Here is a 22,643-nt window from a genome sequence, read left to right on the forward strand (position 1 = left end):
CAGATTTTCATGCGCAAAACACTTCTTCGCTTATCGCTAATCCGCGTGTTGACTACTGCAAGCTTTTGCGCAGCCAGTTATACCGCGCCTGTGTTTGCGCAGCAAAAAATCGATTTTGATATTCCCCCTCAAAGTGCTGACGCTGCTCTCACTGAATTTGCCAAACAGGCAAATACCACATTACTTTTCCCCTACGAACTGGCAGAGAAAGTCCGCGCCAATGGTCTTACCGGCTCGTTTACTTTGCAGGAAGGGTTATTGCAGCTGCTTCGCGGCACTGCGCTTGCAGTACAGATTGACGCAACAGGTATGTTAACGGTGAAAGCGGTTAACGAGCTGAAAACACCACCACCGCGTCCGCCACGCCCCAGAGTCAACGACGATATTGGTTTTTCTATTGAACGGATTGCTATTGTGGGCACCCGCAGTGCGCCCCGTTCAGTTGTGGAGTCACCGGTACCTTTAGACATTATTGCCGGAGATGCACTGCAGGCGCAGGGCAGCACAGATGTATTAACCATGCTGGCCGGCGTGGTGCCGTCGCTGAATGTTAACGACCAGCCCATTAACGATGCCGCCAGTCTGGTTCGCCCGGCAAACCTGCGGGGAATGGCAGCTGATCACACGCTGGTATTGTTGAATGGCAAACGCAGACACCGTTCTGCAGTGATCACATTTTTAGGCGGCGGGCTGTCAGACGGCGCTCAGGGACCGGATATTTCAGTGCTGCCGGCGGGCGCCATGCGTCAGGTAGAAGTACTGCGCGACGGCGCTGCTGCGCAATATGGCTCTGATGCGATTGCCGGTGTTATCAACTTTGTACTGGATAACCGCCGTGAGGGCGGGTATATCGCCGGCAAAACCGGGCAGTATTACGAAGGTGACGGAGAAAGCGTGCAGTTACAGGCGAATACCGGTCTGGCACTGGGTGACGGTTTTTTTAACATTACAGCAGAATATCAGCAGCAGAATGCGACCAGCCGGTCTGTGCAGCGCTCGGATGCACTGGCACTGACCGAAGCCGGCAATCCCTATGTTACTGACCCCTCGCAAATCTGGGGCGCGCTTGATGTGGGCAGTGACATGAAACTGGCTTTTAATGCCGGCATGCCTTTGGATGATCACACTGAATTGTATTTTTTCGGCACTGCGGCACGGCGTGCTGTAGATGGCGGCTTTTATTACCGTCATCCGCATACCCGGCTGGGTGTGTTCAGTGATCCGGAGTCGCCAGAGAATAAACTGTTAGTTGCTGATAAAGACGGCATTGGACAGGGGATATCCTGCCCGGATATTTTCATTACTGGCGCAAATGTGCTGGACAATCCTGCTTATCAGCTGATTGCAGATAACTCTACGCCTACAGGGGCAAACTGTTTTGCATTTAATGAATGGTTTCCCGGTGGTTTTACTCCCCGCTTCGGGGGCGTGATCAAAGACGGCTCTTTATTCGCGGGGATACGGGGCTCACTGAACAAGCACTGGCTATTTGATCTCAGTGGTAGTGTCGGATACTCCAATGTACGTTTTCGTCTGGAAAACACGGTTAACCCGTCTCTGGGCGATGCGTCTCCTTTATCCTTTTCCCCCGGTGCAGTAAGCCAGGTTGAACGGACGGTAAATCTTGATTTTTCCCGCTTCTATGATGGCTGGACATCCAAACCGGCCAGTGTGGCTGTCGGCTTCGAATGGCGTCGGGAAACCTACGGGCAAATCGCCGGCGATGAAGCATCATGGGTGGAAGGGCCCTTTGCCAACGACGCTTCCCGCACCGATTCCGCCGGCTTCAGTGTGGGTTCCAATGGCTTTCCCGGCTATCAGCCTATGTCTGCGGGCCACTGGAGTCGTCATAACTGGGCCATGTATGCAGATCTGGAGTTACATCTGACTGAAGATTTGCAGGTAGCAACGGCGTTGCGTGGAGAGCATTTTTCAGATTTCGGCTCAACGCTGGACGGCAAGATTAACTTGCGGTACGTCCTCAATGATGTAATTTCTTTTCGCAGCTCGCTGAGTACCGGTTTTAAAGCGCCTACGGTAGGGCAGAGCAACGTCATTAATATTACCACTGCCTACGCCTCTTCCGGTCTGGAAGATCAGGCAACCTTGCCGCCTACCCATCCTATTTCCGTGCAACTGGGAGCAGAACCACTGACGCCGGAAGAGTCTGTGAACGGCAGTGTGGGCTTGGTTGCTTTTTGGGATGAAGATTTTTACCTCACGATGGACTATTTCAATATCCGCCTGCAGGACAGAATTAGCACAACATCTGCCATCCCTCTCACTGACAGTGATATCGACCTGCTGTTGAGTCAGGGCAACCGGGAAGCGGATAATTTTAATGCGATAAAGTTCTTTGCCAATGATTTCGATACCGAAACACAGGGTATAGATGTAGTAGTGAATTACCGTTTTGATGTCGCCGGTATCACCCATGCGCTTACTACCTCGATGAACTGGACTGACACCAAAGTGAAGCGGTTATCGGCATTCCCGCAACGAAACCGTGACGGTGAAGTGGTGCTGGTACCCAGTCTTACCCCACAGCGGGTCAGAATGCTGGAAGATAACCTGCCAGCCGTCCGGGTAACCAGCACGTTAAAACAGCATTGGCAGGCCTGGTCACTGTTGTGGCGCCTGAAATATTATGGCGGTTTTTATGAAGACCACGTAGATGCGGCAGCAGACATGGACATTAACAGCGGCAGTATGATTACGCTGGATACAGAACTGAGCTGGCATTATTCAGAGAATCTGACTTTCGCGTTAGGTGCATCTAATCTGTTTAATACGTATCCGGACCGGAATCCTTACAGTGAGGTCGTCGGCGCGTTGTATCCGCCTACAGCGCCGTCCGGCATCAATGGTGGTTTTTATTATCTGCAGTCGCGTTACGACTTTTAAGAGAAGAAAGGGAAGAATAAACGTCAGAGAAGTGTGACAGTAAAGATCAGCACACTTCTTTGAAAAGAGATTCATCGACAATGGTCGAATCGATAATTTGCTGGGCCATCTGAATGCATTTGCCGCACTGGTTCCCCAGTTCTAAATGCTGACGCAGCTCACGGATGTTACCCACACCGTCCTGTTCCACTGCATTCATGATGTCTTTATCCGTCACGCCATAACACATACAAACGAACATACAACAAACCTTATTAACTTTAACGTGAATGATAATAGTTGTTATTTGTATAATTAGCAATACTTCTGCAACAATCTTTCGATTAATCTTTAGTCTACATTAAGAAAACAAAGGGATTTATTTTTGATTTGAGCCTGAAAAACCTTGGCTTTCAGATAACTGCACCTATATTGGTTATGCCTGCGGGCAAACAAATAATATTTAAAAGATTAATGGAGCGAACAATGAGCGTACTGGTAGGCCGTCCGGCCCCTGACTTTACTGCAGCAGCTGTTTTAGGAAGTGGTGAAATTGTAGATTCTTTCACGTTAAGTGAAGCTATCAAAGGTAAGAAAGCCGTTGTGTTCTTTTACCCTCTGGACTTCACTTTCGTATGTCCTTCTGAGCTGATCGCATTTGATAAGCGGTATGAAGAATTCCAGAAGCGCGGCGTGGAAGTGATTGGTGTTTCTATCGATTCTCAGTTCTCACACAATGCGTGGAGAAACACACCGGTAAATCAGGGCGGTATTGGTCCGGTTAAGTACACTCTGGTTGCTGACGTTAAGCACGAAATTTGTCAGGCCTACGACGTGGAGCATCCTGAAGCGGGTGTTGCTTTCCGTGGTTCATTCCTGATTGATGCTGAAGGTAACGTACGTCACCAGGTCGTTAACGATCTGCCTCTGGGCCGTAACATCGATGAGATGCTGCGTATGGTTGATGCGCTGACGTTCAACGAAGAGCATGGTGAAGTTTGTCCTGCGGGCTGGACTGAAGGTAAAGCGGGTATGGATGCATCTCCTGCCGGTGTGGCTAAATACCTGTCTGAAGAAGCAGACAAGCTGTAAGCAAAGCCTGAAATACCGGAAAACGCCGCACGGAGCACTGCTCCTGCGGCGTTTTTTTATTTCTGCTGTGGTGTTATGACTTAACGCTGTGAGCGGGAAAGCGTATCTCCCAAATCTTCCAGCGTTTCTCCTCTTGTCTCGGGGAAAAAGGTAATCACACAGATAAGCTGGCAGGCCATCATAACGGTAAAGAACGCAAACAGAGCGGATGCTGAAAACTGGCTCAGCAACCAGGGCATCAGCAGGGCAATCAGCGCTGCGAACACCCAGTGAGTACTGCTGCCCAGGGCCTGACCTTTTGCGCGCACACTGTTAGGAAAGATCTCTGAAATAAACACCCATATCACAGCACCCTGGCCCATGGCATGAGAAGCAATGAATAAAAATATCAGACCCACCACGAGTATTCCCTGCCATTGCAACCAGAACGCGCAGGTGAGCAGGCTCAGAGACACCAGATAGCCCAGTGAGCCGGCAAACAGCAATTGTCGTCTGCCCACTTTATCAATCAGTGCCAGTCCGGCGAGCGTAAATATTAGATTAACAAGACCAATACCGGCGCTGGATAACAGAGCCGAAGAAGCATCCAGGCCGGCCAGTGAGAATATTCTGGGTGCAAAGTAGATAACGAAATTAATGCCTGACAACTGATTAAACATCGCCACCAGAAAAGCCAGCAACACCGGTAAACGGTAGGCAGCATTGAACAGTGACGGATTGCGATGATTCTGAACATCCCGCTTTACCGCAGCCAGCACAGCATCAGGATCAGTTTCACCGGCACGGAGTAAAATATCCCGGCTCTGTTTTTCATCATTCCGGTGCAGCAGGAGCCAGCGCGGGCTTTCCGGTACATTGAGTACTAATAACAGATAAATCATCGCCGGGATGGCTTCTATGCCCAGCATCCATCGCCAGTCGAGGCTGAACCATGCGGAGAGTATGAAATTAGAAAGAAAGGCGATGAGAATACCAAACACAATCTGGAACTGGTAGGTGGCTACCATACGGCCCCGTTTCTGCGCCGGCGCAATCTCGGCAATGTAGGCGGGCACCGCAATGGACGACACACCGACCCCAAACCCGCCAATCAAGCGCATAATGCTGAAAAACACAGGATCGGTTGCCAGTGCTGAGCCTATGGCTGACACCACATACAAAATGCCAATGCCAACAAGTACTGGTTTGCGTCCAAATTTATCGCAGGGAATATTGGCGGTAAGGGCACCGGCAACGGTACCCCACAGGGCAGAAGACATGACCAGCAATCCGTGAGTCAGATCTGAGGTTTGCCATAAAGCCTGAATAGGCTGATCAGCGCCGGAAATAACAGCGGTATCAAATCCGAAAAGAAAACCGGCGAAGGCGACGGTCAGGGTCCAGAGGACAACGGGATGTTTCATAACGTACACGACTTAAACGATTCAGTTATTCTCAGTGTACGTTACAATTTGTTAACAAGAAAGAGGCGGCGTCAAATAGAAAAAGGATAACTGTCCCTGTGACCGGTCATTCCGCAGGCGCGACTGGCCAGCCACCTAAGTGTTTGTAGCGGTTCACAATGTAGCAAAACAGTTCTGCTGTCCGCTCTGCATCGTAAAGGGCACTGTGTGCTTCACTCTGGTCAAACGCAATCCCGGCTTCTCGGCATGCCTTAACCAGCACTGTCTGACCAACGGCTAACCCTGCCAGTGTCGTTGTATCGAAAGACACAAACGGGTGAAACGGAGTGCGCTTAATGTTACTGCGGGCAATCGCGGCATTCACAAAGCTCTGATCAAAGGTGGCATTATGGGCCACAATCACTGAGCGCTGACAATCTGCATCTTTCTGCAGTTTGCGGATTTGCTTACATACGTCTTTCATGACGTCGGCTTCATCCAGTGCGCCCCTTAGCGGACAATGAGGATCAATGCCATTAAACTCCAGTGCAGCCGGCTCCAGGTTCGCGCCTTCGAAGGGATTGACATGATGATGCACGGTTTTGTCGGGGTGCAAATCACCTTGTTCATCCATACGCAAAGTGACAGCAGCGATTTCAAGCAGTGCATCAGTTGTAGCATTAAAACCGGCAGTTTCCACATCAATAATGACAGGAAAATAACCACGGAAACGGTGCTTTAACAAATTCGCGTTTTCAGACATAGAACGAAGAAGCCTCTGAATAAACAAGTGCATGGGCAAAGGAAAAGTGGATTATCGCAAGATACGCCGTATGTATCTACCTTTGTTACCTGTGAGGGAAGGGGATTATACTGACCATTGTGCTAAACTTTTTTCGCAGGGCGGCGATAAAGAAAGAGCCACCTCTTTTTTCTTAGTTTCAGGGCATATTATGTTTCGACAGGCTTTATTGTGTTTTTTGCTGATAAGTGCACCGGGTTACGGCGCAATGCGCCAGTATTCTGCGACTGTAGAATCCTCTGACTGGCAGTTGAAAGATGAAAGCCGTTTGCAGTGCACTTTATCTCACGCAGTGCCCGGTTACGGCGATGCAGCGTTCTCCAGCGTAGCGTCGAAGCAACTGAATATGGAATTCGAGCTGGACATGCAACTGCTGCCGAAGAAATTTGGCGTTGCCGCCGTTTATTCCGTCCCTCCTTCATGGATGCCGGGCGCAGCACCTAAAAATATCGCTGATATGACCCTGCGAACCCAATATAACGGTGATCTGCCGGAACAGGCTGCCTGGACAATGCTCAGTGAATTGGAAAAGGGCTACTGGCCGACTATTTACTATCAGGACTGGTACAACGAATACGACAAAGTGGCTGTTGCCCTGAATGCCAGCAACTTCACACCGGTATACCGCAACTTCGTAAAGTGCGTGTCACAACTGTTGCCCTACAGTTTTGATGATATTGCCTACACCGTGCTGTCGTACGAGAAAAACAGCGTAGACTTAACGAAATACTCAGAGAAGCGTCTCAGTATGATCGGAGAATATCTGAAAGAAGACAGCGGACTGGAATTGGTGTTACTGGACGGTTATACCGACAGCTATGGCGGACGCTGGAGCAACGAGCAGTTATCTGTCCGCCGTGCTAATCAGGTGAAAGAGTATTTTACAGCCATGGGTGTGGATGCCTCCCGTATCGAAGTCACTGGCCACGGCGAGAAGCGTCACATCTCGCCAAATGACAACAGTGACGCCCGTGCGCTCAACCGCCGCGTTGTGGTGCGGTTATCCAGGGGGTAGACGTCTGGTTATTTTCCGCTGTGTTGTAAAAAGCTTTTTACCGGCGGGACCTGATCGGTAAAAACACCATCAACCGCCAACGGTCCGGTTAGCAGTCCGAGGATCTTCTCTGCTGTCATACCTGTTGGCAGTGCATCAATTCTGAATGTATAAGGGTGAATAATCAGCCCTTCTTTTTTCGCCGTTGCCAGCCAGGAAGCAGGGACAACCTTACCTTGCTGAAGAGCCTTCATGTCCAGTAACTGTGGTAACCAGGGACCAACGCCATCAGCATATTTTGCAATATCATGCATGCCCTGTTCAGTCAGAAGTGCCTGGTAATCAGTGGGAGACTCACCCCAGCTGTTGTCAGCCAGCAACAAAACTATCTTGCCTTTAAACCCCAGCTCGTCGCGCAGACGCTTAACTTCAGCAAAATCAAAACACTGCACATAAATATTGGCATTCCCGCCATTGAGGTCATAGCGCGCCAGTGTATCAAGCAGAAGTTGGCTGATATCTGTGCCTTCTTTTTTATGCCAGGCTGGCGACTTGATTTCAGTATAAAAGCCAATGTTGCTGTTAAATTCGCGGTTTAATTCACTGATGAGTTCTATATGTTCATCTAACGTAGCAATGGTAAACAGCGCTTTACTGCCATGATAGCGATTGGCAAACACTTGTTTTCCAGCGGTATCTGCCCGCTCTTTTACTTGAAGCGTGCGCAATTCCGCTAACGTGAAATCCAGCGCATACCAACGGCCATCGTCACGGGCGCGGCCAGGAAACTTCGCGGCCACATTGGTCACCGTATCCAGATGAATATCATGAAGTACAACCAGTTCACCATCTTTAGTGGCGACCACGTCCTGTTCGATGTAATCCGGTTGCTGGGCAAACGCCAGTGTTGCGGCTTCCAGCGTATGCTCGGGAAGATAACCTGATGCACCTCTGTGAGCAATGATATCGAATGCAGCGGCACAGGTACTCAAACACAGCGTAGAAAAGGTGAAAGAGAGCAAAGTGTTTTTTAACACAAACAGATCCTTTATTGGTGAACGACACTGGTAACGACAGCAAAAGAAAAGCATACAGGATGTTTTTGCCGGAACCAAAACCTCTATTCTGGCGGGGAAAGAAGACATTCGTGTGACGTAGATCTGTAAAGGCGGTAGGAACTGAAAAAATGGTCAGCGGGGAGAGAGAACAGGGCGGCTCAGTCAATTCTGAGCCGCCCTGACATTATGTTCAGAAGCGCTTAAACGGGGGACGACTGCCCTGTTTTCCGCTTTGCTGTTCCGTTTCCAGCAGTTCAAACTGAGCGACATCGTATACAGGCATCGTTGTTGTGATGCGACGGTACGGCGGTTTGCCCCGCATGATGACCTCTTTCACTTCCACATACTCTTCAGGTTCGCCACCTGCTAATTCAAGTTGAGCCACGTCATGTACCGGCAGGCTGACTATTTTGCGTTTAAACGGTGGTTTACCGGCATAATCCACAACCTGGATATCAATCATTTCATTATTTCGTGTTTCGCCGGCAGCCGCTCCGGTAAACAGGGCCGGTAAAGCACATAAGCTCAGCAGAGAGAGGGTTCTTTTCATAACAGTGTCCTTTTGTTTGCATCAAAATGGTGCTTTATTCCATTGTATGGCTGAATAAAAATGAAACAATACTATCTGGAGATAGTTTAAATCTATCAGCTCCGAAGCTTGAGCTATGTTTGGCTATCAAACATGGACGATTTCGCTGCATTTTTATCTTTTTGTGCTTATTGGTGGTGCAATTTGGGTGGCCATGCACTTTTTTGGTTTGTTGGGTGGGCGCTGAGAGGAACGGGTTAGTGATAAATCAGTTACTTACCGGAATGGCGTTTAAGTTGCTGTAACTGTACAGGTATCGTCAGCAGGGCCGGAACAGTTATGAAGTGCATCATTTTATGGGTAGCAGGAATGCTGTTTACAACTGCCGTAGTTGCCAGTGAACAGGCGGTGCAACACGATCAGAGTGCAGGCGGTACCCTGTACCTTGAAGCGACGCTTGAATCGGCAGTCACAGCTACATTTCTTCTCGACACCGGCTCCGGCTTGCTGACCTTAAATAAAGCAACTTTTGAGGCGTTAACCAAAGGCCGGAAGCTGAAACAAACGGGGAAATCGGCAGCCAGACTGGCGAACGGTAAAATTCTCACTGTGTCGCAGTATCAGCTCAGTTCAATCCGTATCGGACAGGCTTGCGAACTGGGTCCGGTAGAAGTTGCCGTGATGCCCGGAGGAAACAATATTCTGGGTATCAACACACTGCTTAAAGCGGCTCCTATGACCATCACGGCTGAGTCTGTCACCCTGTCCGGTTGCCGCTGATCAATCAGACTTCTGTTTTTTCCTTAAACTCACACAAGTCTTCAATAATACAGGAACCACAACGTGGTTTGCGGGCGATGCAGGTGTAGCGGCCGTGCAGGATAAGCCAGTGGTGAACGTCGACCTTAAATTCAGCAGGCACGACTTTTAACAGCTTTTCTTCCACTCTGTCTACGTTCTTGCCCATGGCAAATTTAGTGCGGTTTGATACCCGGAATATGTGAGTGTCTACAGCAATCGTGGGCCAGCCGAATGCTGTATTCAGTACTACATTCGCCGTTTTACGGCCAACGCCCGGCAAAGCTTCCAGCGCCTCCCGGCTTTCCGGTACCTCGCCATTGTGCTTTTCAACAATGATCTTACTGAGTTTGTGCACGTTTTCGGCTTTGGCATTGTAAAGACCAATAGTCTTGATGTATTCCTTTAAGCCATCTACGCCCAAATCTGCGATAGCCTGCGGCGTATTGGCCACAGGAAACAGTTTGGCCGTCGCCTTATTCACACCCACATCGGTGGCCTGTGCTGATAAGGTAACTGCGACCAGCAATTCAAAGGGTGTAGTGAAGTTCAATTCAGTAGTGGGATGAGGATTAGCATCTCTCAGCCGGGTCAGAATTTCCTTTCTTTTAGTATTATTCATAGCAACACTTAACTTTCAGCAGTTACCCTGATTCGGGTGACGGTTTTGGCTTCCGGAACCTTTTTGGCAGCCATCCGCGCGTCGATAACATTTTTAAGAGCAATGAGCAGACCCATGCCAATGAATGCGCCCGGCGGCAAAATAGCGAGCAGGAAAGGCTGGTCTGTATCAAATAAAGTAATGGTCCAGTTGGTCGCTATGCTGCCAAAAAGACGATCAGCTCCGCTCAGCAGGGTACCGGAACCTAAGGCTTCGCGCATGGCGCCAAGTAACATCAGCACAGCAGTAAACCCTGCACCCATCATCAGGCCGTCAAGGGCTGCCGGCAGGACCGGATTCTTAGAAGCAAAGGCTTCAGCCCGGCCAATGATGGCGCAATTTGTCACAATTAACGGAATAAAAATGCCCAGTGTTAAATAAAGTTCGTAGGTAAAGGCGTTCATCAGTAGCTGAACAACAGTTACAAAACCTGCAATAACCATCACGAACACCGGGATCCGGATTTCGTTCCTGACAATATTACGTACCAGGCTCACGGTAATATTTGAACCAATCAGCACCAGTGTGGTTGCCAGCCCCAGGCCAAGCCCGTTAATAACTGTTGCGGTGACCGCAAGAAGGGGGCATAAACCCAGAAGCTGAACCAGTGCAGGATTATTTTTCCATAAACCTTCGATGGTCAGATTTTTCCACTCACTCATTCTGAACCTCCGGGTTGCTTAGCCATGCAATTAACTGGCAGGGCAAATAAAGACTCACGGTTTGCTTCCACATACAACAGGGCCCGTTTTACTGCACCTGTAACGGCACGGGGAGTAATCGTTGCGCCGGTAAACTGGTCAAACTTGCCACCGTCTTTTTTTACCTGCCATTTGTTCAGCGCCGAATCATCAAAGGACTCACCGCTGAAGGATGTTATCCAGTCACTGACTGACAATTCGATTTTGTCACCCAGTCCGGGAGTTTCCTGGTGTCTCACAGTCCGCACGCCGGTTACCGTCATGTTATCAGTGACACCGATAACAATGGCAATATCCCCACTGTAACCGTCCGGTGCCACAGCTTCAATAGCAAGGGCGGCGGGCTCTCCGTTTAACCGTGCACGGTAAACGTGGCGTAAAGTGCCCGGCTTACCAAGCAGCGGATCAGTGACGGCCGTGCAATCTGAATACAATTCATTATCGTAAAGCGATTGGGGGACCACTTCGTTCAGCAGAGACATCAATTTTTGCTGTTCCTGCTCTGCAATGCGCGACTCAGTGCTGAAAAAAGTAGTGGCAATTAAACCTGTGGTCACAATGGCAAAAGCCCCCAGCATCACGCCATTTTTCATAATACTGTTCATTATGCTTTACCCCGCGGATGGCCGTAGGTGCGCGGACGGGTGTAATAATCGATTAGCGGCACAGCCATGTTCATGATAATGACCGCAAAGGCGACCGCATCAGGATAACCGCCAAACGTACGGATAATCACAATCCAGAATCCGATGAGCGCGCCAAACACTATCCGTCCTCTTGCTGTGGTGGAGGCAGATACAGGGTCAGTGGCAATGAAAAACGCACCGAATAACACGCTGCCGTTGATAAGGTGAAAGACCGGTGACGCGTAGATATCCTGATTGAGCAGATGAAGAAATAAGGCGCACAGGGCAACGCTGGCGATCATGCTGCCCGGAATGTGCCAGCTGATAACCTTCAGACGCCACAGCGCCAGCCCGCCCAGAGCCCAGGCTGCGCTTACCCAGGACCAGCCAGCGGCACCGCTGGCAAAAAGGCCGCCATCGTAAATTGGCGATGCCAGTAACTCAGAATAGGTTGAAGAACGGGTCAGGCCAGTTTTCACCTGATCCAGGGGCGTCGCGGATGTCATGCCGTCAGCCACATCCCTGATTTGAGTGACATCCAGTCCGGTTTGCGTATAACCGGTAAAAATCAGGCTCAATGTATCTGTAAAGGATAATGCTGCCGCTCTTACGCCTTCCGGTGGCAGCCACTGAGTCATTGCCGCAGGAAAAGACACCAGCAGCACGACATAAGCCACCATCGCCGGATTAAACAGGTTGTAGCCCAAACCGCCGTAGAGCTGTTTCACGATTGCTATGGCGAAAAAAGTGCCGGTGACTGTCATCCACCAGGGCAGAGTAGGAGGAATGCTGACTGCCAGCAGGCAGGCTGTGAGTACGGCACTGTAATCAGACAGATTGCGCTTAACCTGTTTATTGCGCAGAGACAAAATCGCGGCTTCCGTTGCCAGTGCTGTAGCAACAGCAAGGAACGCCTGAATGACGAGGCCCCAGCCAAAGAATAGAACCTGACAAGCAATGCCCGGCAACATGGCGTACAGCACCAGGCGCATTACCTGACTGGTATCACGCTTTGTGCGTAAGTGAGGGGAACTGGCAAGATTTAGTTTCATTTAGTCATTATTCCCGTTGTCTCTGGCGGCTTTTTTCGCTTTTGCTTTTGCAACCGCAGCAGCAATACGGGCTTTCTTTTCATCCGCGGGGTCTGCTTTTTTTTGTGTTGTGTCTGAATCAGCCTGTGCATCTGTTTGCTTGTCAGCGTCGGGTTTATCAGTCGTTTCCTGAGCCCCTGTTCCGGTTTTTGCATCCTGTTCCGGTGCGCCATCATTGTCTTTTGCCGCCTTTTTCGCTTTTGCTTTGGCAACAGCGGCTGCAATACGCGCTTTTCTGGCTTCTTCAGCAGACGGTGCTGCCGGGGAGGATTGGGTTGCTTCAGGTTCTTTTTGTGCCGGTTCTGGCTGAGCCGGTTCTGTTTGTACCGGCGGTTTTTCGCTGTTGTCGTCTGCAGACTGTTGCGCTTCTCTGGCCGCCTTTTTGGCTTTCGCTCTGGCTATGGCTGCTGCAACTGCGGCTTTCTTGTTGTCAGTTTCGCCTTCCGGTGCAGGAGCAGCGTCAGTGGTATCAGCAGGAGGCGTTGCATTTTGAGCTGCTTTCTTAGCTTTCGCCCGGGCGATGGCTGCTGCCACTGCGGCCTTCTTATCATTTGCAGCAGGAGTTTCGTCCTGTGAAGCGGGTGCCGTTTCCGGTTGTGATTCTGCTTTTTGTGCTGCCACTTTGCGGGCTTTGGCACGTGCCAGAGCGGCCGCTACTTTATCTTTGGGGGCTGCATCGCTGCTTTGAGAGGCTGGAGCGTCAGTTGCCGGTTGTGCGGCAGCTGCCAGCCTTGCTTCTTTGGCTTTACGATGCTTCGCTTCCCGCTCTTCTTTTTCCCGTTCAAGGCGGGCTTTGCGGGCTTCGAAACGTTCTTTGGCTTTGTCTGCTTTAGCTTTTTCGTCAAGCTCCAGGCGAATGTCAGCTTTGGCTTTACGGTAATAATGAACCAGCGGTATTTCACTGGGGCATACATAAGCGCAGGCACCGCATTCGATACAATCAAACAGATTATATTCCTGTGCCTTATCGTATTCTTTCGCTTTACTGTGCCAGTACAGCTGCTGCGGAAGCAATGTTGCCGGACAGGCATCAGCACAGGCACTGCAACGGATGCAGGCGCGTTCGTCGTCACCGTTGGTGAGTTCACCTGTCGCCGGTACTAACAGACAGTTGGTGGTTTTTACCACCGGTACCGCGGCGTCATTTAAGGTAAAGCCCATCATCGGGCCGCCCATGATGACCTGTGGCGTTGTCTGCTTTTCACCGAGGTAACCCGCCTGAGACAACACGTGATTCACCGGAGTCCCCAGGCGAACACGATAGTTTCCGGGGCGTTTAACTGCCTGACCTGTGACTGTGACGATCCTTTCGATTAGGGGTTTACCTTCAATAATGGCTTGCGCAACTGCAAAGCAGGTACCCACATTGAACATGGTCACACCCACATCAAGAGGCAATCCTTTGCGGGGCACTTCACGGCCGGTCACGACCTGAATAAGTTGTTTTTCGCCGCCGGCAGGGTACTTTGTCTCTACTGTTGCTACACGGATGTGGGGCAGGGTTTCAACCTGTTTTGACAAGACCCTTATGGCTTCAGGTTTGTTGTCTTCAATGGCGATTACCACGCATTTGGGGGATAGCAGGTGTACAAGAATTTCAATACCGGTCATGATGCCGTCAGCGTGCTCACGCATCAGTCTGTCGTCTGACGTGATGTAAGGCTCGCATTCCACGCCGTTGATGATCAGAAACTCAACTGGCTTGTTGGTATTCACCTTAATGTGGCTGGGAAAGCCGGCGCCTCCCATACCTGAAATTCCTGCGTCACATAACCTTTCAGTCAGTGACACCTTTTCTTCTTTTGCATAGTCCGGGCAGGGAGAAAGAGGATACCAGGTATCACGGCCATCGGCTTTCAGCGTCACACAAAGTTCATCCAAACCACTGGGATGAGCGGTAACATGCTGCGCTATGCTGTCTATGGTACCGGAGGTGGGCGCATGGACAGGCACAGAAAAAGGCTGGCTGGACTGGGTCAGTGGCTGACCTTTGAGAACCTTATCGCCGGGGCGCACCAGTAACGTGCCTTCTGTACCAATATGCTGGCGTACCGGCACAACGTATTCCTTTGCCAGTGGCAAATCCACTATTTGAGTCTGATTCGAAAGCCCTTTATGACCTTCGGGATGTACGCCGCCGGGAAAGCTGCTGAGCTGACCCTTATCCAGCCGGGCCAGAACCTCTTCATAAACAGGAAACATCACGATTACGACACCATCTTAATTGGAATATCGCCTTTGGGCGTTTTATCAAAATCCCATTTCCATGACGCCGTTGTGGTTTCAACGGGCACCATGTCGATACAGTCAACAGGGCAGGGGTCCACGCAGAGATCACAACCCGTACATTCCTGAGTCAGCACCGTGTGCATATGTTTTGCAGCGCCCAGAATGGCATCTACCGGACATGCCTGAATACATTTGGTACAGCCGATACATTCATCTTCGCGGATGAAGGCGACTTTTTTCACGTCTTCTTCACCGTGGGCTGAATCGAGGGGTTTGGCCTCTTTACCGGTCAGATCGGCAAGTTTCTTAATCGTGGACTCGCCGCCGGGCGGACATTTATTAATGTCATCACCGTTTGCAATTGCTTCTGCATAGGGGCGGCAACCCGGATAACCACACTGACCACATTGAGTTTGCGGTAAGATTTCATCGATTTGCTCAACCAGAGGGTCGGCTTCAACTTTAAAACGGATGCTGGCATAGCCTAAAAGCAGGCCGAATGCGACGGCAAGCACGCCGATGGCGATAAGTGCTACTGATATCGTCATTATAATTTCACCAGACCGCTGAAACCCATAAATGCCAGCGACATAAGGCCGGCGGTAACCATGGCAATAGAAGCGCCTTTAAAAGCCACCGGAACATCTGCTGCGGCCAGACGTTCACGCATTGCAGCGAATAAAATAAGCACAAGAGAAAAACCAACAGAAGCACCGAAGCCGTAAATCAGGCTCTCAATGAGATTATGTTGCTCTGTCAGGTTTAGCAGGGCAACACCCAATACCGCGCAGTTGGTAGTGATAAGAGGCAGAAATATTCCGAGTAGCCGGTATAAGGTCGGACTGGTCTTATGCACGACCATTTCAGTGAACTGAACCACGACGGCAATAACCAGGATGAATGCCAGTGTTCGCAGATAACCGATGCCCAGGGGCACAAGCAGCCAGGTTTCGACCAGATAACTGGTGACAGATGCCAGTGTTAAAACAAAGGATGTCGCCATGGCCATGCCAATGGCCGTTTCAAGTTTGCCGGACACGCCCATAAAGGGGCATAAACCCAGAAACTTAACCAGCACGAAATTGTTAACGAGTACTGTACCCACAAGGAGTAACAAAAAATCTGTCATAGTAAAAGCAGTGAACGCATATTGGACATTAGAAAATTTAAAAAACAGCAGTGTCTGTCACGTTGCGTATTATCGCTTTTTGTCGCGCGATTAACAACTTAATACAAATGAGAATAATTTAAAGAAATGAATTTCTGCGATAAAACAAAGAGGGGAAATAAGAGTGGCTCCCCCTCCCCGACTCGAACGGGGGACCTGCGGATTAACAGTCCGTCGCTCTAACCAACTGAGCTAAGGGGGAACCGGATTTGTCGAAAGTTGGCTCCCCCTCCCCGACTCGAACGGGGGACCTGCGGATTAACAGTCCGTCGCTCTAACCAACTGAGCTAAGGGGGACCGGCTTTCAACGGAGGCGAATATTAATGACGTATGTTGCCACTGTCAACAAACGTTTTAAGGTTTTTATTCAGTTCGCTCAAAAAATAGCTTTTTTCAGATTTCCGAGCCAAAAATTGCTCAAAGCGCTTAAAAAATGCACTTGTTTACACCAGGTACAGACAGGTTGTTGAAAAATAAGTCAGATTTTTGACTATGCCTGAAATCGAATAAACACAAATAAAGCTTATAACTAAAAAGTTAGCCGAGTAATTTAAAGGGTATTAAAAAGGCTTTGACTACTGTATTAAAGTACAGTTATTAATGTAACGGTAACGTGCATCAGCCAATCATAAGGTTAGTCTTCACTTACAAAAAAATCGGCGGGATCCCGGAAAATACACGTGAATACTGGCTTTTACGCACTTATCCACTAAATCTGTGGATAACTATGTTGATAGGTGGGGGGATCGTTGGAATTTGCAGCAATAAATCAGTTTGATTCGTTGATGTGATGGCGTGAGTTTGTTTGTTTTATTTATTAAATTCAACTGTTTATGTTGTTTGATCGTACCCGGTGGATAATATGATCTGCATTGGTCACACATTAACACACTTGTGTGTTAATTCGCTAACAGCGGTTAATAAGGCAACAGGATTTTGACGATCTTTTTTAGTGTTAACGGATAATTAACATAGTTCGCCGGATCCGCACAGGGATTAAAAGGGTTTTCCCACGCCGGTTATATGACACATGCTGTCAAATAGCTGTCATCCCACTGTCATTTAAAATTGTGGAAAATCATAGGTGTTTTTCATTTATAAAAGACGAACTTTTGACGGCTTAGTGACTGACAAGGCGATAAACCAAAATCTGTCAAATAAAAAAATAAAAATATTTCTTAAAAAAGAATAAAGGATAAGACGGGTGTTCACCGTGGCGGATAGTCGTGCAACCGGGCAGTCACTCAAGTAGACTAAGCCCGTTTTATTTCCCATCGTCACTTCATGGCGAATCAGTAAAGAGACCGACGTGACCGAATCAAAAAATAACACGCGCGCTTCCAGTTTAACGCAAGGTAATGTAGCTACTATATTAAAGCGAATGACCGTACCGATGATCATGGGCATGATTATGATGATGAGCTTTGGCCTTGTTGATACGTTCTTCGTCAGTTTACTGGGCACTGAACCTCTGGCAGCCATCAGTTTTACGTTTCCGGTTACCTTTACGGTTATCAGTTTAAATATCGGCCTCGGGATTGGTACGTCAGCCATTATTGGTAAGTTGCAGGGTAGCGGGAGTTATTCTGAGTCCCGGGAGTATGCAACCAGCTCGATAACCTTGTCCTTCGTGATGGTGGGTTTGCTTGCCGTTGCGGGGTATTTTTTGATTGACCCGATATTTAAAGCACTGAACGCCAGTGAAACATTGATGCCCTACATTCATGACTATATGTCTTTGTGGTACTTATCAAGTGTGTTTCTGGCGCTTCCCATGGTCGGGAACAGTGTGTTGCGGGCCTGTGGTGATACACGCACTCCCAGCATCATCATGGCCGTTGGCGGCGCATTGAATGCAGCCCTTGATCCCATTTTTATTTTTGGCTGGGGACCGGTACCGGCGATGGGGATTCAGGGAGCGGCACTGGCGACGTTCCTCGCCTGGGTGGCGGGAGCCAGTTATATCATCTGGTTGCTGGCAGTGAAACGAAACCTGATGGTCCCCCGTTTATTGACCATTGCGGAACTGCGCAGAAGCTGTGCGCCCATCCTGAAAATCGGTCTGCCGGCTGCAGGGGCGAATATGCTCACACCTGTTGCCGGTGGTGTGATGACCGCAGTAGTGGCAAATTATGGTGCAGAGGCCGTTGCTGCATGGGGAGTAGGGAACCGGCTTGAGTCCATTGCGTCTATCGTTATTCTGGCATTGTCCATGACCCTGCCACCCATCATTTCGCAAAATGTGGGGGCCGGTTTGTATCAACGGGTTGAAGAAGCTTACCGGTTAACCGTGAAATTTGTGATTGGCTGGCAACTTGTGGTGTTTGCTCTCATGTGGTTGCTTTCCGGCTGGATAGCCCAAATGTTTGCTGAGGAAGCTGAAGTGGCCTGGCTCATTCATCTGTTCCTGATGATAGTTCCGCTGGGCTACGGGATGCAGGGCATTGTGATTTTAACGAATTCGTCTTTGAATGCCATGCACAAGCCAATGGCAGCGTTGATCCTGAGTGTCATCCGGCTGTTCGTTTTTTACGTACCTGTATCCTATGTGGCAAGTTTGTTCTTTGGTTTGAAAGGCTTGTTCTGGGGCGTCGTCATTGCCAATCTGTGTATGGCGACCATCTCTTATGTTTATTTTAATCGGGCGCTGTCTGAGCATCGCCGGCAACCGGGAGAAGAAGTAGCACAATGAGTAAAGGCTTCGAACTGGAATCCAAATATCAACCGGCAGGGGATCAGCCAAAAGCCATAGAAGCTCTGGTTGACGGGCTGGAAAGCGGTCTTGCCAGTCAGACATTGCTGGGGGTTACCGGCTCCGGTAAGACCTTCACCATGGCGAACATTATTAAGCAGGTGCAGCGTCCGACACTGATCATGGCGCACAACAAAACACTGGCAGCCCAGCTGTATGGTGAAATGAAAGAGTTCTTTCCGAACAATGCGGTGGAATATTTCGTTTCCTACTACGACTATTATCAGCCGGAAGCGTACGTTCCCAGTACCGATACTTTTATTGAGAAAGATGCGTCAATCAACGACCACATTGAACAAATGCGGTTGTCAGCGACAAAGGCACTGATGGAGCGGCGCGATGTTGTTATCGTGGCCAGTGTGTCTGCCATCTATGGTTTGGGTGATCCTGAGTCCTACATGAAAATGCTCTTGCATTTGCGCCAGGGCGATACTATGGATCAGCGGGATATTCTGCGCCGTCTTGCCGAACTGCAATATAAGCGTAATGACCTGGCCTTCGAGCGGGGCACATTCCGTGTACGGGGAGACGTGATTGATATCTTCCCTGCGGATTCAGAGAAGCAGGCCGTGCGGGTAGAATTGTTCGACAGTGAGATTGATAAAATCAGCCTGTTTGACCCGTTGACCGGTGCGGTGGATAAATCGGTGATCCGTGCCACGGTGTTTCCTAAAACCCACTATGTCACACCCAGAGAAAAAATTCTGGCTGCCATTGAAGAGATTAAAGTTGAACTGAAAGATCGCAAGGCGCAGCTACAGGAGAGTAATAAGCTACTCGAAGACCAGCGGATTTCCCAGCGCACCCAGTTTGATATCGAAATGATGCTGGAGTTGGGCTATTGCTCCGGCATTGAGAACTACTCACGCTATCTCTCTGGCAGAGCGCCGGGTGAGCCGCCCCCGACACTGCTGGATTACTTTCCTGCTGACGGCCTGATGTTTATTGATGAATCACACGTTACTGTGTCGCAAATCGGGGCGATGTACAAAGGCGACCGGTCGCGGAAAGAAACTCTGGTGGAATACGGTTTCCGGTTACCATCTGCACTGGATAACCGGCCTCTGAAGTTTGAGGAGTTCGAGCAGATCTCTCCACAGACGATTTATGTTTCCGCGACGCCGGGTGAATATGAGCTGAAAAAGTCTGACGGCGAAATTGTGGAGCAGGTGGTACGTCCCACTGGCTTGCTCGACCCGGAAATTGAAGTACGTCCGGTGGCGACGCAGGTTGATGATGTACTGTCTGAAATTCAGAAAAGGGTTGTCGTAGACGAGCGGGTGTTAATTACTACGCTGACCAAGCGCATGGCCGAAGATTTAAGCGAATATCTGAATGAACATGGCGTGAAAGTGCGTTATTTGCATTCCGATATTGATACCGTTGAACGTATTGAAATTATTCGCGATCTCCGTCTGGGTAAGTTCGATGTGCTGGTGGGCATTAACCTGCTCAGGGAAGGCCTGGATATGCCCGAAGTGTCGCTGGTTGCGATTCTTGATGCGGATAAAGAGGGCTTTCTCCGCGCTGAGCGCTCACTGATCCAGACCATTGGCCGTGCAGCCCGTCACATTAATGGCCGCGCCATCATGTACGCAGACGTGATCACTAAGTCGATGAAAAAGGCTATTGATGAAACTAACCGGCGCAGGGAGAAACAGGAAGCCCACAATAAGGCCAACGGTGTAGTGCCTCAACGGTTAAACAAACCCATTACGGACATTATGGACTTAGGTGACAGTGCCCATCCTGCTTCCGGTAAAGTGAAACTGCGTAAAGTTGCCGAGAAGAAAAAGGAAATGCAGGCTGCCAGTGCCACGGAACTTATGGCGCAAATTGCTGATCTTGAGAAGAAAATGTTTGAGTTCGCCCGTGAGCTTGAATTTGAAAAAGCCGCGTCAGTGCGTGATGACATCGAAACATTACGTAAGCAGGTCGTCGCCGTGTCTTAAGGGGTTTGTCAGATATATAGAAGCGTCCTTCGGGGCGCTTTTTTTGTTTCAGTTTAATTAAATCGTTAATTCCGGTGAATAAACTTGCAATTTGCCGTTGTAATCGGGCAAACAGTTACCTATTATGATTCTAAAGTATTTATAACTATACCTATAATTTCACGGATTGCGCCATGTTGAATCGTTTACAAGAATCAGATATTAAGCTGTTACGGGTGTTTTATGCGGTTGCGAGTTGTAATGGATTTACTGCCGCTGAGCCGGTTTTACGTATGCAACGCCCTAATATCAGTGCTGCGATTAAAAAGTTAGAAGAACGTCTGGATCTGGTGCTGTGTCACCGGGGCCGTGGCGGTTTTCAGATGACAAAAGAAGGTGAAGTAGTTTTCCAGGAAACCAAACGAATCTTCAATGCATTCGATAACTTTGTTTTTAATTTAAAATCGCTTCACGACGATTACTCCGGTCACATTACCCTGGTATTGATGGCAGGCCTGCCGCTTTCCATGCATCTTGCAGTCAGTAAGGCTGTTAAGAGCACAATGAAGAAATTTGATGATATCCATGTCAATATTCAGACCCGTCTTTACAACGAAGTAGAGCACGTTGCGTTATCCGGTGAGTGTCACCTGGTGATTTCTACTTACGACATGGTGAAACCCGAATCTGTAACGTTCCATCCGGTTGGCATTTCCTGCAAAGGCCGCCTGTACTGTTCACCAACACATCCGCTGGCAAAATTCCGCGATGTGTCACTGCCGGAAGACGTTAAAATTGGTGAGTATCCGGCTATCGGGATTTCCGGTCTGTCATCTGCCAATTATATTGAAGATGATCAGCGTCTGGCTATTCAGACGTTCTCCGATTCTTTCGAGGCGGCGCTCTCTGCCATTATGACCGGTGAATACATTGGTTTGCTGCCGGACTATATTGCTAAAGAGCAGGGCGCAAGTTTAGGACTGGTGCCTATTGCCAAAGGCAGTCTGTTTAACTTTGACCACGAGCTGTTTGTGATGAACGGTAAAAATACCCGCCTGAATCCGGTACTCCGCCACTGTATCAAAGAACTGACTTACTTTATCTCTGAAAGTCAGAAGTAACAGGCATCATGCCGGTCAGATTGAATTGAGAAGGCCCCGCAATATTGCGGGGCCTTCTACTTTCATTTTAAGGACAACTTTACTCGTAGGTGAGAGGGTCCGCAGCACCGTTATCACGAAACGCTTCCAGCCGCTCCTGACAAGCACCGCAACCACCGCAGGCATGCTCTCTGCCGTTATAGCAGGTCCACGTTTTACCGTAATCCAGTCCCATCTTCAGACCATCGGTGAGTATGGCTGTTTTGCTCACTTTGAGATAAGGGGTGACAATTTCAACCGCTTCATAATTCGCAATGGCACACACGTCATTCATTTTCTCAACGAATTCAGGACGGCAGTCCGGGTAAATGGCATGGTCACCGGAGTGAGCACCGTAATACACTTTGGTGGCATTTTCGCTGACCGCATAACCCACAGCCAGTGACAACAGGATCATATTTCTGTTCGGCACCACGGTGGTTTTCATTGACGGCTCTTCATAATGTCCTTCCGGCACATCAATGTCGTCAGTCAGTGCCGAGCCGCCAACCAGTGAATTAATAGCAGAAATATCCACCACTTTGTGAGGCACATTCAGCTCAGTACACACGGCTGCAGCATAATCGAGTTCTTTTTTATGCCGCTGACCGTAGTTAAAAGACAGGGCATAAGGTTTTTTCCCGTCAGCAATGGCTTTGTGCAGTACGGTGAAAGAATCCATACCGCCGGAATAGATAACAATGACTTTTTCAGACATAAGTTCGTTTTTTTCGCGAAAAGATGCCAGAATTTTATGTGATTCTTGGTAAAATCCCAAGCCGAATCAACAACAGGTACACCACATTG

20 protein-coding genes and 2 tRNA genes are annotated in these 22,643 nt (G+C 49.2%); 7 read left to right on the forward strand and 15 right to left on the reverse strand.

Annotated elements, in window-relative coordinates:
* Positions 1 to 9 precede the first annotated feature (9 nt).
* Positions 10 to 2,904, forward strand: a complete 2,895-nt coding sequence (locus J3369_RS07025) for a TonB-dependent receptor plug domain-containing protein (protein WP_349585329.1) — start codon at positions 10 to 12, stop codon at positions 2,902 to 2,904.
* Positions 2,905 to 2,950: 46 nt separating this feature from the next.
* On the opposite strand, the gene J3369_RS07030 is transcribed toward J3369_RS07025, so the two are convergent.
* Positions 2,951 to 3,145 carry a (2Fe-2S)-binding protein gene (locus J3369_RS07030; RefSeq protein WP_119500676.1) on the reverse strand — a complete coding sequence of 65 codons (195 nt, stop codon included), beginning with the start codon at positions 3,143 to 3,145 and terminating at the stop codon, positions 2,951 to 2,953.
* A 224-nt stretch (positions 3,146 to 3,369) separates the two neighbouring features.
* Between J3369_RS07030 and J3369_RS07035 the strand changes: the two genes are divergently transcribed.
* Positions 3,370 to 3,975, forward strand: a complete 606-nt coding sequence (locus J3369_RS07035; protein ID WP_119500677.1) for a peroxiredoxin — start codon at positions 3,370 to 3,372, stop codon at positions 3,973 to 3,975.
* 80 nt (positions 3,976 to 4,055) lie between these two features.
* On the opposite strand, the gene J3369_RS07040 is transcribed toward J3369_RS07035, so the two are convergent.
* A complete protein-coding gene (locus J3369_RS07040) occupies positions 4,056 to 5,378 on the reverse strand; it encodes a sugar porter family MFS transporter (RefSeq protein ID WP_349585333.1) in 1,323 nt (440 codons plus the stop codon).
* Positions 5,379 to 5,484: 106 nt separating this feature from the next.
* Positions 5,485 to 6,120: a ribonuclease T gene (gene rnt / locus J3369_RS07045; protein ID WP_119500679.1), complete on the reverse strand. Its 636-nt coding sequence runs from the start codon at positions 6,118 to 6,120 to the stop codon at positions 5,485 to 5,487.
* A gap of 190 nt (positions 6,121 to 6,310) precedes the next feature.
* Here rnt and J3369_RS07050 point away from each other — a divergent pair, with 190 nt between their 5' ends.
* Positions 6,311 to 7,174: a flagellar protein MotY gene (locus tag J3369_RS07050; RefSeq protein WP_303575670.1), complete on the forward strand. Its 864-nt coding sequence runs from the start codon at positions 6,311 to 6,313 to the stop codon at positions 7,172 to 7,174.
* Between the two features lie 8 nt (positions 7,175 to 7,182).
* On the opposite strand, the gene glpQ is transcribed toward J3369_RS07050, so the two are convergent.
* The gene (gene glpQ / locus J3369_RS07055; RefSeq protein WP_502877418.1) at positions 7,183 to 8,190 is read right to left on the reverse strand and encodes a glycerophosphodiester phosphodiesterase; all 1,008 of its coding nucleotides are present in this window, start codon (positions 8,188 to 8,190) and stop codon (positions 7,183 to 7,185) included.
* A 211-nt stretch (positions 8,191 to 8,401) separates the two neighbouring features.
* Positions 8,402 to 8,761 (reverse strand): hypothetical protein, encoded by a 360-nt coding sequence (locus J3369_RS07060; protein ID WP_349585337.1) that lies wholly within the window; start codon positions 8,759 to 8,761, stop codon positions 8,402 to 8,404.
* A 318-nt stretch (positions 8,762 to 9,079) separates the two neighbouring features.
* On the opposite strand from J3369_RS07060, the gene J3369_RS07065 reads away from it, so the two are divergent.
* On the forward strand, positions 9,080 to 9,520 hold the full coding sequence (locus tag J3369_RS07065) for an aspartyl protease family protein (RefSeq protein WP_349585340.1): 441 nt from the start codon (positions 9,080 to 9,082) through the stop codon (positions 9,518 to 9,520).
* A 4-nt stretch (positions 9,521 to 9,524) separates the two neighbouring features.
* Here J3369_RS07065 and nth read toward each other — a convergent pair whose 3' ends face one another.
* From nth to J3369_RS07110, 9 genes are all read right to left on the reverse strand, one after another.
* The gene (gene nth / locus J3369_RS07070; RefSeq protein ID WP_349585343.1) at positions 9,525 to 10,160 is read right to left on the reverse strand and encodes an endonuclease III; all 636 of its coding nucleotides are present in this window, start codon (positions 10,158 to 10,160) and stop codon (positions 9,525 to 9,527) included.
* A gap of 8 nt (positions 10,161 to 10,168) precedes the next feature.
* Complete coding sequence (locus J3369_RS07075; protein ID WP_349585346.1) at positions 10,169 to 10,861, reverse strand: electron transport complex subunit E; 693 nt, start codon at positions 10,859 to 10,861, stop codon at positions 10,169 to 10,171.
* The gene (gene rsxG / locus J3369_RS07080) at positions 10,858 to 11,505 is read right to left on the reverse strand and encodes an electron transport complex subunit RsxG (protein WP_349585349.1); all 648 of its coding nucleotides are present in this window, start codon (positions 11,503 to 11,505) and stop codon (positions 10,858 to 10,860) included. Before rsxG ends, J3369_RS07075 begins: the two co-directional genes overlap by 4 nt.
* Positions 11,505 to 12,578 carry an electron transport complex subunit RsxD gene (gene rsxD, locus J3369_RS07085; RefSeq protein WP_349585352.1) on the reverse strand — a complete coding sequence of 358 codons (1,074 nt, stop codon included), beginning with the start codon at positions 12,576 to 12,578 and terminating at the stop codon, positions 11,505 to 11,507. Before rsxD ends, rsxG begins: the two co-directional genes overlap by 1 nt.
* Positions 12,579 to 14,819, reverse strand: coding sequence for an electron transport complex subunit RsxC (gene rsxC / locus J3369_RS07090; RefSeq protein ID WP_349586203.1), 2,241 nt, complete (start codon positions 14,817 to 14,819; stop codon positions 12,579 to 12,581).
* A 5-nt stretch (positions 14,820 to 14,824) separates the two neighbouring features.
* Entirely contained in the window at positions 14,825 to 15,394 is a 570-nt protein-coding gene (gene rsxB / locus J3369_RS07095; RefSeq protein WP_119500688.1) for an electron transport complex subunit RsxB, read from the reverse strand.
* Positions 15,394 to 15,975, reverse strand: coding sequence for an electron transport complex subunit RsxA (gene rsxA / locus J3369_RS07100; RefSeq protein WP_119500689.1), 582 nt, complete (start codon positions 15,973 to 15,975; stop codon positions 15,394 to 15,396). Before rsxA ends, rsxB begins: the two co-directional genes overlap by 1 nt.
* 164 nt (positions 15,976 to 16,139) lie before the next feature.
* Positions 16,140 to 16,216 (reverse strand) — tRNA-Asn (locus tag J3369_RS07105).
* 18 nt (positions 16,217 to 16,234) lie between these two features.
* A tRNA-Asn gene (locus J3369_RS07110) sits at positions 16,235 to 16,311 on the reverse strand.
* A gap of 1,012 nt (positions 16,312 to 17,323) precedes the next feature.
* Between J3369_RS07110 and J3369_RS07115 the strand changes: the two genes are divergently transcribed.
* From J3369_RS07115 to J3369_RS07125, 3 genes are all read left to right on the forward strand, one after another.
* Positions 17,324 to 18,706: an MATE family efflux transporter gene (locus J3369_RS07115; protein ID WP_502877419.1), complete on the forward strand. Its 1,383-nt coding sequence runs from the start codon at positions 17,324 to 17,326 to the stop codon at positions 18,704 to 18,706.
* On the forward strand, positions 18,703 to 20,718 hold the full coding sequence (gene uvrB / locus J3369_RS07120; protein ID WP_303575038.1) for an excinuclease ABC subunit UvrB: 2,016 nt from the start codon (positions 18,703 to 18,705) through the stop codon (positions 20,716 to 20,718). The genes J3369_RS07115 and uvrB overlap by 4 nt, the downstream gene beginning before the upstream one ends.
* A 173-nt stretch (positions 20,719 to 20,891) precedes the next feature.
* Positions 20,892 to 21,818, forward strand: coding sequence for a LysR family transcriptional regulator (locus J3369_RS07125; RefSeq protein ID WP_303575037.1), 927 nt, complete (start codon positions 20,892 to 20,894; stop codon positions 21,816 to 21,818).
* A gap of 79 nt (positions 21,819 to 21,897) precedes the next feature.
* On the opposite strand, the gene queC is transcribed toward J3369_RS07125, so the two are convergent.
* Positions 21,898 to 22,554, reverse strand: a complete 657-nt coding sequence (gene queC / locus J3369_RS07130) for a 7-cyano-7-deazaguanine synthase QueC (RefSeq protein ID WP_349585358.1) — start codon at positions 22,552 to 22,554, stop codon at positions 21,898 to 21,900.
* Positions 22,555 to 22,643 lie beyond the last annotated feature (89 nt).

Origin of the sequence: Alteromonas sp. NFXS44, assembly GCF_040148705.1 — a bacterium.
Lineage (GTDB): Bacteria > Pseudomonadota > Gammaproteobacteria > Enterobacterales > Alteromonadaceae > Alteromonas.

Bases quoted from the DNA above. Each gene is read 5' to 3' on its own strand.
- J3369_RS07040 (WP_349585333.1), bottom strand. From the start codon at position 5,378: ATGAAACATCCCGTTGTCCTCTGGACCCTGACCGTCGCCTTCGCCGGT.
- rsxC (WP_349586203.1), bottom strand. From the start codon at position 14,819: ATGTTTCCTGTTTATGAAGAGGTTCTGGCCCGGCTGGATAAGGGTCAG.
- rsxG (WP_349585349.1), bottom strand. From the start codon at position 11,505: ATGAACAGTATTATGAAAAATGGCGTGATGCTGGGGGCTTTTGCCATT.
- J3369_RS07025 (WP_349585329.1), top strand. From the start codon at position 10: ATGCGCAAAACACTTCTTCGCTTATCGCTAATCCGCGTGTTGACTACT.
- J3369_RS07060 (WP_349585337.1), bottom strand. From the start codon at position 8,761: ATGAAAAGAACCCTCTCTCTGCTGAGCTTATGTGCTTTACCGGCCCTG.
- J3369_RS07030 (WP_119500676.1), bottom strand. From the start codon at position 3,145: ATGTTCGTTTGTATGTGTTATGGCGTGACGGATAAAGACATCATGAAT.
- J3369_RS07035 (WP_119500677.1), top strand. From the start codon at position 3,370: ATGAGCGTACTGGTAGGCCGTCCGGCCCCTGACTTTACTGCAGCAGCT.
- J3369_RS07125 (WP_303575037.1), top strand. From the start codon at position 20,892: ATGTTGAATCGTTTACAAGAATCAGATATTAAGCTGTTACGGGTGTTT.
- rsxB (WP_119500688.1), bottom strand. From the start codon at position 15,394: ATGACGATATCAGTAGCACTTATCGCCATCGGCGTGCTTGCCGTCGCA.
- J3369_RS07050 (WP_303575670.1), top strand. From the start codon at position 6,311: ATGTTTCGACAGGCTTTATTGTGTTTTTTGCTGATAAGTGCACCGGGT.
- uvrB (WP_303575038.1), top strand. From the start codon at position 18,703: ATGAGTAAAGGCTTCGAACTGGAATCCAAATATCAACCGGCAGGGGAT.
- rsxD (WP_349585352.1), bottom strand. From the start codon at position 12,578: ATGAAACTAAATCTTGCCAGTTCCCCTCACTTACGCACAAAGCGTGAT.
- queC (WP_349585358.1), bottom strand. From the start codon at position 22,554: ATGTCTGAAAAAGTCATTGTTATCTATTCCGGCGGTATGGATTCTTTC.
- nth (WP_349585343.1), bottom strand. From the start codon at position 10,160: ATGAATAATACTAAAAGAAAGGAAATTCTGACCCGGCTGAGAGATGCT.
- rnt (WP_119500679.1), bottom strand. From the start codon at position 6,120: ATGTCTGAAAACGCGAATTTGTTAAAGCACCGTTTCCGTGGTTATTTT.
- J3369_RS07065 (WP_349585340.1), top strand. From the start codon at position 9,080: ATGAAGTGCATCATTTTATGGGTAGCAGGAATGCTGTTTACAACTGCC.
- rsxA (WP_119500689.1), bottom strand. From the start codon at position 15,975: ATGACAGATTTTTTGTTACTCCTTGTGGGTACAGTACTCGTTAACAAT.
- J3369_RS07075 (WP_349585346.1), bottom strand. From the start codon at position 10,861: ATGAGTGAGTGGAAAAATCTGACCATCGAAGGTTTATGGAAAAATAAT.